Below are 14,984 nucleotides of genomic sequence, written 5' to 3' on the forward strand. Positions count from 1 at the left end.
AGGAGGCAAAACAGAATGATGTTCCTGCAAAGTCTTCTCCAGGAAGCGTTTGAGAAAAAGTGCTCAGATATTCACCTTACGGTGGATAGCCCGCCGGTTTTTCGCATTGATGGTTCACTGGTGCCCCTTCATTATGAAAAACTGACTCAAGCCGTCATGTCTGAAATTGTGAGCTCAGTGATGAACGCGGAGCAGCTCAAACGTTTTGAAGACATGGGAGAGCTGGATTTTTCCTACAGTGTGCCCGGCGTTGGGCGCTATCGTATGAATGCCTTCCGCCAACGCGGATCGTTTGGCATGGTTATCCGGCTTATCCCCTTTACGATTCCGGCGCCCGAGACCCTGGGGCTGCCGCCGGTCAGTCTGGAGTTTGCGCGGATGCATAAAGGGTTGGTGCTGGTGACCGGACCGACCGGAAGCGGCAAATCGACCACGCTTGCTTCCCTCATTAATTACATCAATACCAACCGCGCTTGTCATATTATGACGATTGAAGACCCGATTGAATATTTACATACCCACCAGAAAAGCCTGGTGAACCAAAGGGAGTTGGGCAGTGACACCCATTCCTTTGCCAACGCTTTGCGGGCGGTTTTGCGCCAAGACCCGGATGTGATTTTGGTGGGAGAGATGCGGGATTTGGAGACGATCAGCACAGCCATCAGTGCCGCGGAAACCGGACACTTGGTCTTCAGTACCTTACATACGAATGATGCCACACAGTCCGTCGACCGGATTATCGACGTCTTTCCTCCGCATCAACAACAGCAAATCCGAGTTCAGTTGGCGGCAGTCCTCCAGGGGGTTATGTCCCAGCAGCTTTTGCCGAAAGCTTCCGGCAAGGGCCGGGTGGCAGCAATTGAGGTTCTGCTGGCGACAGCCGCAGTGCGCAATCTGATCAGAGAAGGAAAAACCCATCAGATTCCGACCGTATTGCAAACCGGGGGCAAGTTAGGCATGCAAACCATGGATAAAGCACTTCAGGACTTGGTGCGTCAAGGGCTTGTCAACCCGGAGGTGGCTCAGGAAAAAATGTTAAACCCTGAAGGAATGAGGCGATGAAGCTCTTAGGCTATGCTTGGAAGGCTGTGGATGAAAGCGGGCGCTTGCAAGAAGGAGTTTCGCATTTGGGCGGAGTGGAGGAAATCCGTGCCTGGTTAAGGGAACAGGGTTACTTTCCTGTAAGCATTACTCCCCGGCGCCAGGCGCTGGCAGTGCTTGGGAGCTTTAGTCAATCACAGGATGTATGGGTCAGCGTCATCCGCCGGTTGGGCTTGCTTTTAGAAGCCGGCATCCCCTTGTTAAAATCTCTGCAGATTCTGGCCCTTGAAGAAAAAGACAAGCCTAAGCGGGAGCAGTGGCAAATGATTGCTGCTAAAATTGAATCAGGGAGTGATTTATCGGAGGCATTTAAGCTTCTGACACCTGCGCCTACGGTTTACCTTACGGCCATGATCCAGGCGGGGGAACGCACCGGACGCCTGGCTGAATTCTTGACGGAAGCAGCTGCGGAATTGGAGCAGGAGTACCGGTTCCGGCGCAAAGTCCGGGGGGCTTTGGCTTATCCCCTGTTTTTACTGGCGGGAAGCATCGCCATCATCCATCTCTTAAGCTGGTGGGTGCTTCCGATGTATGAACAACTGTTTTCCGGACTGGATGCCGAACTGCCTCTTTTGACCAGGGTCATATTTGGATTGGGTAAACGGATTCCTGTCCTTTTATGGATTCTTACCGCTATCCTCGGCCTTTTCTTAGTGGCAGGGCAGTTTGATTACCGAGCCGGTTGGAAACTCCGGATGGAAAAAACATTAGCACTGATCCCGTTTTTTGGTTCCCTCTACCGTGAAGCTGATTTAGTGCAATTTAGCCGTATTCTCGGCGGGCTTCTAAACGCAGGAATTCCCTTGCTCGAATCCCTCCGGCTGGCGGCCGAGAGTGTGCGCAGTCTGGAAATGAGACGGTTAATTCATGACCTCGGTCAGGGGGTAAACGAGGGCAAACCATTGGCACCGGTCATTAGAGCCAGCCGTCTTTTCCCGGTTGTTGCAGTTGAAATGATTGTGATCGGGGAAGAAACAGGGCGCCTTGACGAGATGTTTAAGCATTTGGCGAAAATCCAGCGCGGCGAACTGGAAATAAAGCTGGAACGGCTGGTGCGCATGCTGGAGCCTGCCTTTATTAGTGTTCTCGCTTTTGTAATTGGGCTTACCGCTGTCGGAGTACTGCTCCCGGTGTTTGAAGCGAGTGTGCATTTGGGATAAATCGATTGAGTGCGAGGAGAACAGGCGGATGCTTATTTTACCGGAAGGAAAAAATGTATCAGAGGTTAAGAAGCAGCACAACCAGGGATTTACCCTGGTTGAAGTGATGGCTGTAGTCGTAATCTTAGCGGTTCTGGCAGCGGTCGCAATACCCAAACTCACGTCTGCCGGGGAAACCGCGCGCGTCAATGCGGATATTGCCACCGGGCACCAGGTGAAATTGGCCTTGGACCGCTACCAGGTAGAAAACGGGGTGTACCCCACCATCGATGAGATGGATGACTCGGTTAGCAACGGGGAGATTGTTAATCCTAATTTCATTCCGCTATACATTAGCAAACTGGACAAGTCAACGACCCAGCAGCGGGCGGCCGATGATGTCAAAGGATTTGGAGTGAAAGCCATTCCTGCCGGCTGGCCGGATACGACGCCCACTCACCTGATTATGGTTTACCTGACCACGGATGGCTCGGCGGCTGAGGTCTGCACCTATAATTCTGACCTCAGTCAAGTGTTATGGACATCCGCGAACTAGCCATCTATCCAATGGCTTTTGTCCAAAGCAAATTGGTTCAGTACCCGTTATGACTAGGAGGTGCCCTAAGATTGCTTTACTACTATACTAGCGTTTGTGCTCTCTTCGGACTTCTCATAGGAAGCTTTCTGAATGTCGTGATCTACAGGGTTCCGCGCGGGGAATCGATCGCTGTTCCTCCCTCCCATTGTCCGAGTTGCGGGCATTTCCTTAAACCTTGGGAGTTAGTGCCGGTATTTAGTTATCTTTTCTTAAAAGGGCGCTGCCGCCAATGCCATGCCCGGATTTCCTGGCGTTATCCGGGAGTGGAATTATTAACAGCCGCCTTATTCTTGGCCGCCGCTTGGCAGAATCAGGGGGTCTTAAACTTGCGGTTAGGTCTGAACTTAATCTTTATTTCTATTCTCATTGCTTTAACTTTCATTGATATTGATACCTTAACCTTGCCGGATGTCCTAGTTTGGCCGCTGCTGGGGATTGCTTTGGCGGCAGCTTTTTTTGTTCCCGGAGGGCCATCCGGGTGGGTAAGCCTGGTCAGCGCTGTCGGAGCAGGGGCATTGTTTTGGCTGATCGCCCTGATTTATCCCCAGGGAATGGGTTTAGGGGATGTAAAACTGGTGGCCGCATTAGGCGCAATGCTGGGGTTTCCGCTCATTATCTTAGCAGTCTTTTTGGCCAGCTTTTTCGGTTCACTGATCGGCGGCAGTCTCTTGCTGCTGCGCAAATTGAAATTTAGGCAGCATATCCCGTTCGGACCGTTCCTGGCCGGGGGAGCAGTGATCAGCCTTCTCTGGGGTGAAAGGATCATTGCCTTGTATTGGTCTGTTATTTTTCCCTCCTGAGAAAGGAGAATGAGATTGAACAAAGAAGGTTTGATCGTTGAAATTACGGATCAAGAAGTCCGGTTGCTCCTTTTTTCTTTCAAACGAAAACCTGGCAATGGTCAAGGTTTATCTGACATTGCCCTAAATAAGAATTGGGTCATTTATGAACGAGTTCAATTAGATGAGGGAGTTGTTGCCCAAGGTCTTATTCAACAGCCGCAAGTGTTGAGTTCGGCACTGAGAGCATTCTTGACGAAACAGAGCCGCAAATTGAGCAAACTTCCGGTGTTTCTTGCCCTTCCCGCTCAGCATGGCTTTATCCGGCATTTCTCCCTGCCCTGGATTGCTCCGCATTTGAGGGCGAAAACCCTGTGGCATCTGGTAGAGGAAGAAGTTCCTTTCCCGGAGGGAGATAAGCTGTATGATTATCTGACCTTGGATGAGAGCGTGCAGGAGAACAGATGGCACGTTCTTATCCTTGCAGCCCGGGATTCCCTGGCCCAAGCGTACGTCAGCCCGCTTGTTCAAGCCGGTTTGCGGGTACAGGGAGTTGGTCTGCCCATTGCGCACCTCGGACACACCTTGGAGCTTGAACCGGATGAACATCTTGTCTATTTGAACGTCGAGCAGGGGCACATTCAATTTGTGATGTATCACGGGAAGATACCGGAAATTGTCCGGACACTGGCTGTGGATACCGATCTTTCTGATCAGGTCGCGTTCGTGAGAAGAGTTCTATTATACTATGCGCTTCAACAAACCCCGGGCAGAATACGCAAGATTATTGCGGACGGGGAAGAGGCCCGGATGCTGGCAGCCCGTCTAGTGGAGCAAGAGGTCGCACCCCTGTGGGAAGGGGCTGAAAAGCCATATCTAACGCTTTTCAGCTATGCGGAGGCTTTGAGCGCCAAAGGCAAAAGGCTCAATCTTTGGCGCGAGCATGAGCAAGCGCGCAGAAAGCTTAAACGAGGGCGTGCCGTTCTGGCCCTTGGAATGATATCTCTGGTATTAATGAGCGCAGCCCTTATTCCTTTAATCAGGGAAAAATCCGGTTTGGCTGCAGAGGTGCAAGTCTTGCGAGTGCAAGGAGAGCGCATGCGCCAGGAGCAGGAAAAGCAGGCTTCTTTGACCCAAGCTTGGCAGAATGTTCTGTTTCATCCCGTGCCAGTCGGAGAGAGTCTAAAAAAAGTTCAAACAAGTATTTCCCCCCGGGTTGCTTTAACAGACCTTGAATACAAGCAAGGCGGGCTCAATTTAAAAGGAAAAGCTTCCGCTCCGGGAGAAGTGGAAGCTGTGATGAAAGGACTGAAAGAGATAGGCTGGGGCCAGCCCATTCTCACCTCATACCGGCAGGAGGGAGAAATCATTGAATTTGACATTAGTACCTCGATTTCTTCAAAGAAATGAATCCCGCGCTCAGCCGAAAATTCAATTAACAATGGATTTAACCTGGCAGCTTATGCTGGCAGGGACTGCTCTCGTCGGATTAGCCCTCTTGTCATTGGCATGGTTCAAGCTAAAGCCGACTTTGAATGATATTAATTCCCTGACCCAAGAAAGAATAGCTTTGACCGAATTTATCTCAGACAAATCCTCACACTTTTCGAAGGCTGCACAGCTGCCGCCGGGGATTGTAGATCTGCCGGAAATTGTAGGTCGATGTGAAGAAGCTTTTCGGTCCCAGGGAGTCCATGTTACCAGTGTGAACATGGAAAATATCGGGAGTAAAAACTTAACCCAAGGGCAAAAGCAATATAGTGCTCAAAGACAAAGCGGCACCCAGAAATCGGACCTGTTGGAGGCAGGCTTGTTTCGTTTTCGGGTAAAGGGTCAGTGGCCGCAGATTCTGGCCGCGGTGAGTGCGTTAGAGAACAGCGAGACCTATGCTATTCATGTTCAAGAGATTATCTTGGATGAAGCCGGCGGGAATTTGCTCCTGCAAATATATTATACCCCCGAAAAATGATCTTCGGAGGATTTAATCTAGCGTATCTGCTTCACGATTTCTTCTTACGAGCCATATAAATACTTTGATCTTCTCCCGGAGTCAAATTGCCAATAAACATAATTTCATTACCGGAAGGAGAAAAAGCGTATGATCTAATATTTAAGAAATCCGGGGTCACTATTTCACTAGTGTTTGTGGCCACATTCAACACCACAAGTCTTTCCGGGGGATACTTACCCTTTTCAAGTTCGCCCTGATCTTTGTGAAGATAGAGTACTTGATCTCCGAAAGGAGATGAATCCATTTCGACATCGCCGGTGGTTTGATATTCATGGACTTCGTCATTGCCGGTATCAATTACCGTGATCTTTGGAATTAAACCAATAACTGCCCCGGTACTAAAGGTCACAAACCGTTTACTATCATCAAACCACCAGCCAGATTCTAAGTTGCTCACAGTAAACGATTTTTGTTTTCCGCTAATAGGGTCTAAGATCAGCACTTGATTGAGAGCTTGATTTGCGTGATTGTAAAGAAAATAACTGATTTTCTTATCATCGAAAGACCAAAGTGGCTTTGTAGGTACCGGTTGATTTTCCCTGGTATCTCTTTTATAAATTAAGGTATCTTGGGATGAGGGAGAATTCAGAGTATGTAAGTAGAGGCCGCCTTCATTGTTATATAAGACTTGGGATTGATCGTGTGAGGAGTCCTCCTCATAAGTGCCTTGGGGAAAAGGTATTAATCCCTTTAATTTGAACGTATCTTTCTCAATTTCTAATGCCGAAATACTTCCTTCTATGAGAAAATTGCCTAGGTTTGTTTGTTTGAAATTAGCTATCCAATTATTTCCGAGAAATTTTCCTTCGAATACCAGAGATTTATTTTTCGTCTCTAAATTATAGATATAAACTCTATCGATTAACTCTGAGTGTGGTTTACCAGGAAATTTATTGTTTAGGATGACTGCCATATTTTGATCATCAAGTAATTTAACAAAAAGCGGACGAAAATCAGTAATACTGAATTCAATTTTTTCAACCGTATATTTCTCTGTTTCCATTGGACGGTTTTGATTTGAATTAGCATGATTCACATTGGCTTCTTGGTTATTTGAAGGTGATGGAGTATTGGCTGAGCATGACACCGAAGTAAATACTATTAAAATAAGTAAAGCGTATCGCCAGATTTTCATATACTCTCCCGCCCTTTTACTTAAAAGAAGGGGGCGTGCCCCCTTCTTTAATAAATATACCAAGTCATAATACTATAGGGGCTACGGGTTGACAGCGTATTATAGCTTGCTGCAGGGATAGAAGTCGTTTTTCCGTCTACAGCTTGAAAGCGCGTATGCCCCGTCGAAGAACTTTGATAACCAATTGGATCGCCGGCCATTATATACTGTCCTTTACTTACTTTTGGCTCACCAATGTGCATATAGGTAACTGTCGCATCCAAATAGGAGTCATAAACCTGAACATAGCCGTAAAGCGACGTCCCCGTAGCAATTACCTCTCCCTTAAATAAAGAGTTTCCTATTACGTTCTTAACCTGTCTGCCGTTACTATCGGTTTCCCTTTTCTTTAAGTATACCTTTTAAAATAAAGATAGTCACAATACAAAATCCTTGACATTCTACCGAATGTCGCTAAATTTCGAGAAAGAAATTACTTCATTGACTGCAAAACAACTGATTCGACTCGACTGGGAATGAGCCCTTGTAGGTATGCAATTGGACTAAGATTTGATATAATAGTATTTGGAGGATATATTTGGTATCCGTTTTATGGTACAAAGGATGTGAAATGATGAGCATAGAAAAAGTGTCCAAGGAGCTCTTTTTGGAGATTTTAGAGGTATTGGATCAAAAACTTGAAGAGAATCGATTAGAGCTAACGTTAAACCTGTATGGGGGAACCGTTATGATGGCCTGTTTTGATGCCCGACCCGCCACAAGAGATATTGATGCTTTATTCGAAACTTCACCGCTTATTGACAACATATTAGCCGATATAGCTGAAACCTACGATTTACATAAAGATTGGATCAATCAGGATATTAAGGAACCTTTAAAATACCTTAAACAAGAGAACTTAAACGAAATTTACGCTTTTAAAAATCTTAGGGTTCTGGCACCAAGTGCTGAACAAATGCTTGCCATGAAAATATTATCAGCCAGGACTGAACCCTATCGAGATTTTAGTGATGCAGAGTATTTGATAAAATATCTGAAATTAGAGACTCTCGAGCAAGTCTTAAGTATCTTTGACAAATATATCGGAAGAAAAAATTTAGGAGACCGGCAAAAGATGTTTTTGAATTATGTTGGAAAGGATTTAAGAATGTCATGGAAAGAATTCTCGGTATAATTAAAGCAGAAGATTTTAACTTAGCCGTGACGAATTTACTTATTGATCTTTATTCTCCTGATTATGAGAAATACTTTGAAATGCTTTGGTTTGACCCCGCCCAGATCGGTCAATTGACACTAGAAGAAGTGGATAAACTAACGAAGTTAGCGGCAATTATCGAATATGTTGGGAACAGGCAACCTAAGGCAAAGTTGTATGAATGGATTTATTCAGATCAATTAAAGCTACAAGATCCTTATACACCCGGAGTGGAGAACGAGAGTCTACAGAGGATCAGAAGGATCTTTTCTGCGCCGAGGGAGTTTTGTTTAAGAAATGTATTCTATGATGAGAAAACATTAAGGCCAGTTTGACGTTATATTAATACACCCCAAACGGAGGTGTATTTTTTTGGTGCGCCAAATTTTCAACCTGTCACAGGACATTCTCCTTATTCCATAATCTGGATAAGGAGGGATGCGTATGCGCAGGGAATATATCATTCAGCCTGGGGACAACTTCTTTCTCTTAGCCCGGCGTTTAGGGGGTACGTGTGAGGACTGGGTGCGCGCCAATGCCCACCTGGACCCGGTGATGCTGCAAGTGGGGCAGAAAGTAGTGATGCCTGAGATTAAAGCCGAGCTAAAAAATAAAGAGCAGTATGCCCAAATGAGCACAGCCGCCGGAGAGGAATTCGCCGGGGAGCACTTTGATGAAATCGCCATGGAGATTGCGGGAGTCCAGTTTAAAGTCAAGCGCATCGGGGAGAGCAAAATTCCGCATGAAATCCATTTAATTATGCCCCGGGCTGAAATCCGGCAGATACAGCCTTCAGGGCCGAACGGGCCGACCGAGGTGCAGATTATGCTAAGCAATGTCAATATTGTCCATTCTCCGCGCCTAATGAGCGAAGGCGTTGATAAAGCCGAGCGGGCAGAGACGGCTCAACGGGCCGGGCGGGCAGAGAGAGCTGAGGGAGCAACAAAAGCCGGCGCGGCTGAGGGATTCAGTGCGCAAACGGAAAGTGCGGATAGAGGCTATACCATGATCATTCCGCCAGGGCAGCAGTTCCGCTAGAATACAAATTTAGTGACTAAATTCCGTTAATCGCGGAAAAGACTATGCTAAGGCGGGGAATTGTGTTAAAATTTTGGGGTGAGTGGCAAGGAAGTGGTTTGCGTGCAAAAAATAAGCGTGTTCCATGGTCCGAATCTCAATCTGCTGGGTCGCCGGGAGCCGGAACATTACGGGCGCTTAACTTTAGAAGAAATTAACGCCCGCTTGAAAGAGATGGCACAGGCGGCCGGATTTGAAGCAGATTGCCGTCAGACCAACCACGAGGGAATTCTCTTGGATTGGATTCATACCCTTACCCCAGAGGATTTTCTTATTCTTAACCCCGGGGCTTTTACCCACACTAGTTATGCTTTGCGCGATGCGATTGCCGGAGTGAATGTCCCCGCACTTGAGGTGCATTTATCAAATATACATGCCCGGGAAGAGTTTAGATCGCGCTCCCTGATTGCCCCGGTCTGCCGCGGGCAGATCTCCGGCTTAGGAGCGGAAAGCTATGTCCTGGCGATGGATTATGCCATTCGCTGGCTTCAAGGTCAGGGGGTGAAAAAATGAGCCGTCTAACCAAACTTCGCACAAAAATGACTTCGGAAAAGTTTGACGCTTTTTTGTGTATGCGCCCTGAAAATAGGCGCTACCTTAGCGGGTTTACCGGCAGCGCGGGGATGCTCTTAATTACCCAGGATCAAGCGTTTCTCTTGACCGATTTCCGCTATCTGGAGCAAGCTGCGGCTCAAGCTCCGGAATTCCAAGTCGTTAAAATCGGAAATGAGCCCTTTAAGACGTTGGCTGAGTTGGATCAGGGCATTGAAGTGCTGGGGTTTGAAGGGGATTTTGTTACCTTTGAAGAATACGGCAAGCTGGAGCAAAACTTTGCCCGGACCCGTCTTGTTTCGCGTCCGGAGCTTGTGAACCATTTGCGCTCCGTCAAGGAACCCTCTGAAATCGAGCTAATCAGGGAGGCTGTACGCATTGCCGATGATGCCTTCTCTGAGATTCTGCAGTTTATCTCAGTCGGCCAAACGGAAGCAGAGATCGCACTGCACCTGGAATTTTCGATGCGCCAGGCCGGTGCCAGCGGTCCGTCCTTTGATTTCATTGCTGCCTCCGGCTGGCGTTCCGCCATGCCGCACGGGGTTGCAAGCTCAAAAAAGGTGCAGCAGGGCGAATTTCTGACCCTGGATTATGGTGCGATTTATCAAGGGTATTGTTCAGACATAACCCGTACTGTGTGCCTGGGAGAACCGGATGAGAAACAGCGTGCTCTTTATGACACCGTGCTTGCCGCCAACCGGGCAGGTATCGCTGCAGTAAGGCCGGGGCTCACCGGGAAGGAAGTTGACGCGGCCGCCCGCAAGTTGATTGAGGATGCCGGGTATGGGGAGTATTTCGGCCACGGCCTTGGCCATTCCGTAGGGCTCGCGATTCACGAAGGCCCGAACTTAAGCCCGCGGGAAGAAAGAGTACTTGAACCGGGAATGGTGGTGACCGTTGAGCCCGGAATCTATCTGCCGGATTATGGCGGCGTTCGCATCGAGGATATGGTGCTGGTAACCGAACAGGGTTGTGAAGTCTTGACGAAAGCGCCTAAAGACTTGATAATCATTAATTAGGATCAAACAAATCAGGAAAAACCGTTCACGGATATTTCCGGCTTGAACATGGATAAACTAAGTTATAAGTAGAATTTAGTAGTCAGAATTCAGTAGTCGGAATTCAGAATTCAGAATCTCGAGAAATACTTACAGATGATAAACAGGTTTATTGCAATACTATTTTTTAGGGGGAAAGGGAATTATGATTTCTTCAAATGATTTCAAAACCGGTCTGACCATTGAGCTTGACGGAGATGTGTTCACAATTATCGAATTCCAGCACGTAAAACCTGGCAAAGGGGCGGCTTTCGTACGCACCAAGCTTAAAAATGTCAAAACCGGAGCCGTGATCGAGCGCAAATTCAATGCGGGCGAGAAAGTTCCGAAAGCCCATGTGGAGCGGAGGGAAATGCAGTACCTCTATAAAGACGGGGATCATTATGTGGTGATGGATACAGAAAGCTATGAGCAAATGTCTCTGACCGCCGAGCAAATCGGGGACGGGATTAAATATTTGAAAGAAAACATGAACTTAGGAACCTTGTTCTTTGGCACCAATGTAATTGGAGTTGATTTACCGAATGCGGTAGTCCTGAAAGTCGTGGCTACAGAGCCTGGAATTAAAGGAGACACTGCTTCCGGCGGTTCCAAGCCTGCTACTTTGGAAACCGGCGCAGTGGTGCAGGTCCCGTTCTTTGTCAATGAAGGAGACGACCTTATTATTGACACGCGTACAGGCAGCTACGTACAGCGCGCTTAAGTAGTACAATTTACGAAGCATTAAATGACCTTCTGCGGGGCAAGATTTGAATGTATTTGCCAGTGCAGGAGGTTTTTCATTGCTATGAAACTGAGCGTAATTCCCCTGGGTGGAACGGGAGAAATCGGAAAAAACCTGATTGTCTTTGAATACGGGGAGTCGATTGTAGTCATCGACGGCGGGGTGAAGTTCCCGGATGACGAACTTTTGGGAATCGACTTAGTGATCCCGGACATTTCGTATTTAGAGAAACGCAAGGATAAAATTAAAGGATTGTTCCTTACGCACGGGCACGAGGATCATATCGGGGGCTTGCCCTTTATTCTGCCGAAGCTGAATATCCCTGTTTACGGAACGAAATTAACGATTGGTTTGGCCCGGGAGAAACTTAGAGAAAACAGCGGCTATCCCGAATCTTATTTACATATCATAGAACCCGGGGTGCCTGTGCGCACCGGGGATTTTGAGGTCGAAGGGTTTAGGGTGACTCACTCCGTGCCGGATGCTCTGGGCTATTCCCTGCTCACTCCGGTTGGACGGGTGATTTATACGGGGGATTTCAAAGTCGATTATACTCCAATTGATGGGGTAGAGATGGACTTGGGCAGGCTTGCGGCTTGGGGTCAGGAAGGGGTTTTGGCCTTGATCTGTGATTCCACCAACGCTGAACGGCCGGGCGTGACTATGTCCGAGAAAGTGGTGGGAGGTACCCTGCACGACTGGTTTGGCAAGGCCCAAGGGAAAATAATTATGGCCACGTTCGCATCCAATGTTCACCGTATTCAGCAAGCGATTGACGCCGCCGAGCACTACAAGCGCAAGGTTAGCGTTGTCGGGCGCAGTATGGAGCAAGTGGTTAATGTAGCCCGGGAATTAGGGTATCTTCAGGTGCCGGATGACATCCTGATCGATAGTGCCGATGCCGCTAAAATCGCCTCTTCGCGCTTGCTTGTTCTAAGTACGGGCAGCCAGGGTGAGCCCATGGCCGCTTTAACCCGGATGGCTACCGGAAATCACCGGCAAGTGAATGTGATGCCGCAGGATATGGTGATTATTGCTGCGACTCCTGTACCGGGAAATGAGAAACTGATAGGGCGTACGATCAACCGCCTGTACCAGATTGGAGCAGAAGTGGTAAGCAAAGACCTGGCGCAGGTCCATGTCTCCGGGCATGCCAGCCAGGATGAGATCAAACTGGTTGTCCGGCTGACAAAACCCAGGTTTTTGATTCCGCATCACGGGGAGGTGCGCCACCAGGCGGCTTTCCGGCGGCTGGGCCATTCTTTGGGCTATAGTGACAAGGAGATTGCCATTACCGAGCTGGGTTCAAGGGTCGAGCTTTCTCCGGATGAGCTGTATCTTGGGGAAAGCGTGGAGGCAGGAAGCGTGTATGTTGACGGGTTGGGCATCGGAGACGTGGGACAAATTGTTTTGCGCGACCGGCAGCAGCTATCCCAGGACGGAGTCGTGGTCGTAGTCGCGGTGCTCAGCAAAAGCAACCCCTACAAGATTTCCTCCGGACCGGATATTATTTCGCGGGGATTTACCTTTATGAAAGGTGCCGGGGAGCTTGTAGAAGGCGGGAAAAAGGTGGTCGCTTCCGCTCTGGAAGCCCAGCTCAGTCGGGATAACTGGGAATGGGGCACCTTGAAAAGCGCAGTCTACGAATCCCTCAGCGGTTATCTGTGGCTGAAGACGCGGCGCCGGCCGATGATACTGCCGATTTTGCTCGAGCTATAGCAACGCCCCCGAGCCTGGTATTAAGAACCAGGCCCTTTCTATTTTAAATATGGAGATTCTGGGAGTAAAGCATGTCTAAAACTGACTTTAGGAACATACCTTTCTATCAAGGAGGGACAAAGGTTGTTGCTGCATGTTAATTCATCCTTACCTTTTGAATGGATAAAGATAGCTCACTGGTTTGGAGGGAATTTAAGCAGAATCTTCGCCCATACCTCTAGGATTTCTGCAGCTGATATCGAGGAAATCCGGCTGCGGATCGGACAACCTCTGTTGCTTCAAGGGTGTAAGGGTGATATTTTCCTCAATGCTTCCGGAAATCCTTGCCGCCAGAAAGAGGCTTATTATATCACCCATGAAGACTTGGCCTTGACTCTTGAACGCCTGACCCAAAGCTCATTGTATGCGGCTGAGGAAAAACTGAAACAAGGTTTTTTGACTCTCCCGGGAGGGCATAGAGTCGGAGTTGTGGGAGAGGCGGTGCTGCGGGGGCGAGAAATTCAGACCTTGAAGCACATCTCGGCCCTTAACTTCCGTTTGGCGCGGGAAATCAGGGGCAGGGCCAGAGAGTTAATCCCTTATCTTCTTAAACCGGACGGGGAGTTGTGTCATACCCTTATCCTCTCGGCGCCAAGGGCCGGCAAGACCACCTTGCTGAGAGACCTGATCTGCTTTTTAAGTTCAGGTGTCCCGGAGTTGGGTTTGCGCGGGCAGACCTTAGGAGTTGTGGATGAGCGCGGAGAATTAGCGGGGATGCACCAGGGAATTCCGACGTATGATCTTGGACCGCGTACCGATATTTTGGATGGATGCCCTAAGGCGATAGGCATGAGTATGCTGGTGCGTTCAATGGCTCCCCAAATTATTGCAGTGGATGAACTGGGGCATGTGGATGATGTCCAGGCGCTCACTGACGCGATTCGAACCGGAGTAAAAATATTAGCGACCGCTCACGCCTCTTCCCGTGAGGAAGCCCTTGAGAGGCCGACTTTGGCAGGCTTGTTTAAAGAACAGGTGTTTTCCCGGATAGTGCTCTTAAACCGTGAGCAAGGGCCGGGAACAATCGCCGGGGTCTATGATACCTTGAACGGAAGAAACCTTTACACGAGAACAGAGTGAACGGTTAATAGCTCGATTAAGAGGAGGAATCTATGCTTGTTCTAGGATATGTAGGGCTAATCGCCGGCTGCGGCGGAATCGGCCTCATTATAGCAGCCCGCATTAAACGCAGGCCCCAGGAACTGCGGGAATTCCTGACCGCTCTTGCCCTTTTGGATACCGAGATTGTCTGGGGGGCGACTCCGCTGCCGGAGGCTTTTGCGACCTTGGAAGAACGCCTGGAAAAACCTTGGCAGGGATTTTTTGCTGAGCTAAAGGAGCGGCTGTTAAATGGAGAAAGTGCTGCCGTGGCCTGGAAAGGTGCCATCCGCTCCCAAAAGGGGCAGTTTGCCTTGAATAAAGAAGATTGGCTGGTGGTTCAAGACGTCGGTAAAGGATTGGGGCAATCTGACCGCCAACAGCAGCATAAACAATTGGAGCTGGTGCAGAGACAACTTACCTTGCTTCAGGAACAAGCAGGGGCTTGGGCGGAAAAACAGGGGAAAATGTGGAGCTATCTCGGGTTTCTCTGTGGGCTCGCAGTCGTAATTATTCTTGTCTAAATACGGAACATCAAGGAGGAGAAGGGTATGAGTTTTAACATTGTACTGACGGTAGCCGGAATCGGGATTTTAGTTGGAATTTTAGTCATGCTTCTCAATGAATCAGGACGTAAGGAAATGGCACAGGCTGTGACCATTTTAGGTGTAGTGGTCGCGCTTTACATTGTTGTGCAGTCGATTTCTGACTTGTTTAGCTTGGTTAAGAGCGTATTCCAGTTATATTAGGAGGACGCAA

Annotated in this window: 17 protein-coding genes; 16 read left to right on the forward strand and 1 reads right to left on the reverse strand. The window is 48.5% G+C overall.

Features of this window, described 5'->3' with window-relative positions; translation table 11 throughout:
* Positions 1-15: 15 nt before the first annotated feature.
* The 6 genes from J0X21_RS13600 to J0X21_RS13625 all read left to right on the forward strand — a co-directional run bounded on the left by J0X21_RS13600 (position 16) and on the right by J0X21_RS13625 (position 5,586).
* Entirely contained in the window at positions 16-1,062 is a 1,047-nt protein-coding gene (locus J0X21_RS13600; protein ID WP_206812734.1) for a type IV pilus twitching motility protein PilT, read from the forward strand.
* Positions 1,059-2,261 carry a type II secretion system F family protein gene (locus tag J0X21_RS13605; RefSeq protein ID WP_206812735.1) on the forward strand — a complete coding sequence of 401 codons (1,203 nt, stop codon included), beginning with the start codon at positions 1,059-1,061 and terminating at the stop codon, positions 2,259-2,261. The genes J0X21_RS13600 and J0X21_RS13605 overlap by 4 nt, the downstream gene beginning before the upstream one ends.
* 28 nt (positions 2,262-2,289) lie before the next feature.
* A complete protein-coding gene (locus J0X21_RS13610; protein WP_206812736.1) occupies positions 2,290-2,796 on the forward strand; it encodes a type II secretion system protein in 507 nt (168 codons plus the stop codon).
* Positions 2,797-2,867: 71 nt separating this feature from the next.
* Positions 2,868-3,638 carry a prepilin peptidase gene (locus tag J0X21_RS13615; protein WP_206812737.1) on the forward strand — a complete coding sequence of 257 codons (771 nt, stop codon included), beginning with the start codon at positions 2,868-2,870 and terminating at the stop codon, positions 3,636-3,638.
* A 15-nt stretch (positions 3,639-3,653) separates the two neighbouring features.
* A complete protein-coding gene (locus tag J0X21_RS13620; RefSeq protein WP_206812738.1) occupies positions 3,654-5,027 on the forward strand; it encodes a type IV pilus biogenesis protein PilM in 1,374 nt (457 codons plus the stop codon).
* Positions 4,987-5,586: a hypothetical protein gene (locus J0X21_RS13625; protein WP_206812739.1), complete on the forward strand. Its 600-nt coding sequence runs from the start codon at positions 4,987-4,989 to the stop codon at positions 5,584-5,586. Before J0X21_RS13620 ends, J0X21_RS13625 begins: the two co-directional genes overlap by 41 nt.
* Positions 5,587-5,617: 31 nt before the next feature.
* Here the strand turns inward: J0X21_RS13625 and J0X21_RS13630 are convergent, their stop codons facing one another.
* On the reverse strand, positions 5,618-6,763 hold the full coding sequence (locus J0X21_RS13630) for a hypothetical protein (protein ID WP_206812740.1): 1,146 nt from the start codon (positions 6,761-6,763) through the stop codon (positions 5,618-5,620).
* 613 nt (positions 6,764-7,376) lie between these two features.
* Between J0X21_RS13630 and J0X21_RS13640 the strand changes: the two genes are divergently transcribed.
* The 10 genes from J0X21_RS13640 to spoIIIAC all read left to right on the forward strand — a co-directional run bounded on the left by J0X21_RS13640 (position 7,377) and on the right by spoIIIAC (position 14,974).
* Positions 7,377-7,937: a DUF6036 family nucleotidyltransferase gene (locus J0X21_RS13640; RefSeq protein ID WP_206812741.1), complete on the forward strand. Its 561-nt coding sequence runs from the start codon at positions 7,377-7,379 to the stop codon at positions 7,935-7,937.
* Positions 7,916-8,293, forward strand: a complete 378-nt coding sequence (locus tag J0X21_RS13645) for a hypothetical protein (RefSeq protein WP_206812742.1) — start codon at positions 7,916-7,918, stop codon at positions 8,291-8,293. The genes J0X21_RS13640 and J0X21_RS13645 overlap by 22 nt, the downstream gene beginning before the upstream one ends.
* Positions 8,294-8,402: 109 nt before the next feature.
* Positions 8,403-8,996, forward strand: coding sequence for a LysM peptidoglycan-binding domain-containing protein (locus tag J0X21_RS13650; RefSeq protein ID WP_206812743.1), 594 nt, complete (start codon positions 8,403-8,405; stop codon positions 8,994-8,996).
* A 102-nt stretch (positions 8,997-9,098) separates the two neighbouring features.
* Complete coding sequence (aroQ, locus tag J0X21_RS13655) at positions 9,099-9,548, forward strand: type II 3-dehydroquinate dehydratase (RefSeq protein ID WP_206812744.1); 450 nt, start codon at positions 9,099-9,101, stop codon at positions 9,546-9,548.
* Positions 9,545-10,606 carry an aminopeptidase P family protein gene (locus J0X21_RS13660; RefSeq protein ID WP_206812745.1) on the forward strand — a complete coding sequence of 354 codons (1,062 nt, stop codon included), beginning with the start codon at positions 9,545-9,547 and terminating at the stop codon, positions 10,604-10,606. The genes aroQ and J0X21_RS13660 overlap by 4 nt, the downstream gene beginning before the upstream one ends.
* A 184-nt stretch (positions 10,607-10,790) precedes the next feature.
* Positions 10,791-11,348, forward strand: a complete 558-nt coding sequence (gene efp, locus J0X21_RS13665; RefSeq protein ID WP_206812746.1) for an elongation factor P — start codon at positions 10,791-10,793, stop codon at positions 11,346-11,348.
* A gap of 84 nt (positions 11,349-11,432) precedes the next feature.
* Positions 11,433-13,088 carry a ribonuclease J gene (locus J0X21_RS13670; RefSeq protein ID WP_206812747.1) on the forward strand — a complete coding sequence of 552 codons (1,656 nt, stop codon included), beginning with the start codon at positions 11,433-11,435 and terminating at the stop codon, positions 13,086-13,088.
* Between the two features lie 123 nt (positions 13,089-13,211).
* Positions 13,212-14,207, forward strand: a complete 996-nt coding sequence (spoIIIAA, locus tag J0X21_RS13675) for a stage III sporulation protein AA (protein ID WP_236006258.1) — start codon at positions 13,212-13,214, stop codon at positions 14,205-14,207.
* 32 nt (positions 14,208-14,239) lie between these two features.
* A complete protein-coding gene (locus tag J0X21_RS13680; RefSeq protein WP_206812748.1) occupies positions 14,240-14,749 on the forward strand; it encodes a stage III sporulation protein AB in 510 nt (169 codons plus the stop codon).
* A gap of 27 nt (positions 14,750-14,776) precedes the next feature.
* The gene (gene spoIIIAC, locus J0X21_RS13685) at positions 14,777-14,974 is read left to right on the forward strand and encodes a stage III sporulation protein AC (protein ID WP_206812749.1); all 198 of its coding nucleotides are present in this window, start codon (positions 14,777-14,779) and stop codon (positions 14,972-14,974) included.
* Positions 14,975-14,984 lie beyond the last annotated feature (10 nt).

This window comes from Paradesulfitobacterium ferrireducens, from assembly GCF_017310645.1.
GTDB lineage: Bacteria > Bacillota > Desulfitobacteriia > Desulfitobacteriales > Desulfitobacteriaceae > Paradesulfitobacterium > Paradesulfitobacterium ferrireducens.

Coding starts and splice junctions, on each gene's coding strand:
- J0X21_RS13600 (WP_206812734.1), top strand. CDS start 16: ATGATGTTCCTGCAAAGTCTTCTCCAGGAAGCGTTTGAGAAAAAGTGC.
- J0X21_RS13650 (WP_206812743.1), top strand. CDS start 8,403: ATGCGCAGGGAATATATCATTCAGCCTGGGGACAACTTCTTTCTCTTA.
- J0X21_RS13645 (WP_206812742.1), top strand. CDS start 7,916: ATGGAAAGAATTCTCGGTATAATTAAAGCAGAAGATTTTAACTTAGCC.
- J0X21_RS13680 (WP_206812748.1), top strand. CDS start 14,240: ATGCTTGTTCTAGGATATGTAGGGCTAATCGCCGGCTGCGGCGGAATC.
- spoIIIAC (WP_206812749.1), top strand. CDS start 14,777: ATGAGTTTTAACATTGTACTGACGGTAGCCGGAATCGGGATTTTAGTT.
- J0X21_RS13640 (WP_206812741.1), top strand. CDS start 7,377: ATGAGCATAGAAAAAGTGTCCAAGGAGCTCTTTTTGGAGATTTTAGAG.
- J0X21_RS13630 (WP_206812740.1), bottom strand. CDS start 6,763: ATGAAAATCTGGCGATACGCTTTACTTATTTTAATAGTATTTACTTCG.
- J0X21_RS13610 (WP_206812736.1), top strand. CDS start 2,290: ATGCTTATTTTACCGGAAGGAAAAAATGTATCAGAGGTTAAGAAGCAG.
- efp (WP_206812746.1), top strand. CDS start 10,791: ATGATTTCTTCAAATGATTTCAAAACCGGTCTGACCATTGAGCTTGAC.
- J0X21_RS13605 (WP_206812735.1), top strand. CDS start 1,059: ATGAAGCTCTTAGGCTATGCTTGGAAGGCTGTGGATGAAAGCGGGCGC.
- J0X21_RS13670 (WP_206812747.1), top strand. CDS start 11,433: ATGAAACTGAGCGTAATTCCCCTGGGTGGAACGGGAGAAATCGGAAAA.
- J0X21_RS13660 (WP_206812745.1), top strand. CDS start 9,545: ATGAGCCGTCTAACCAAACTTCGCACAAAAATGACTTCGGAAAAGTTT.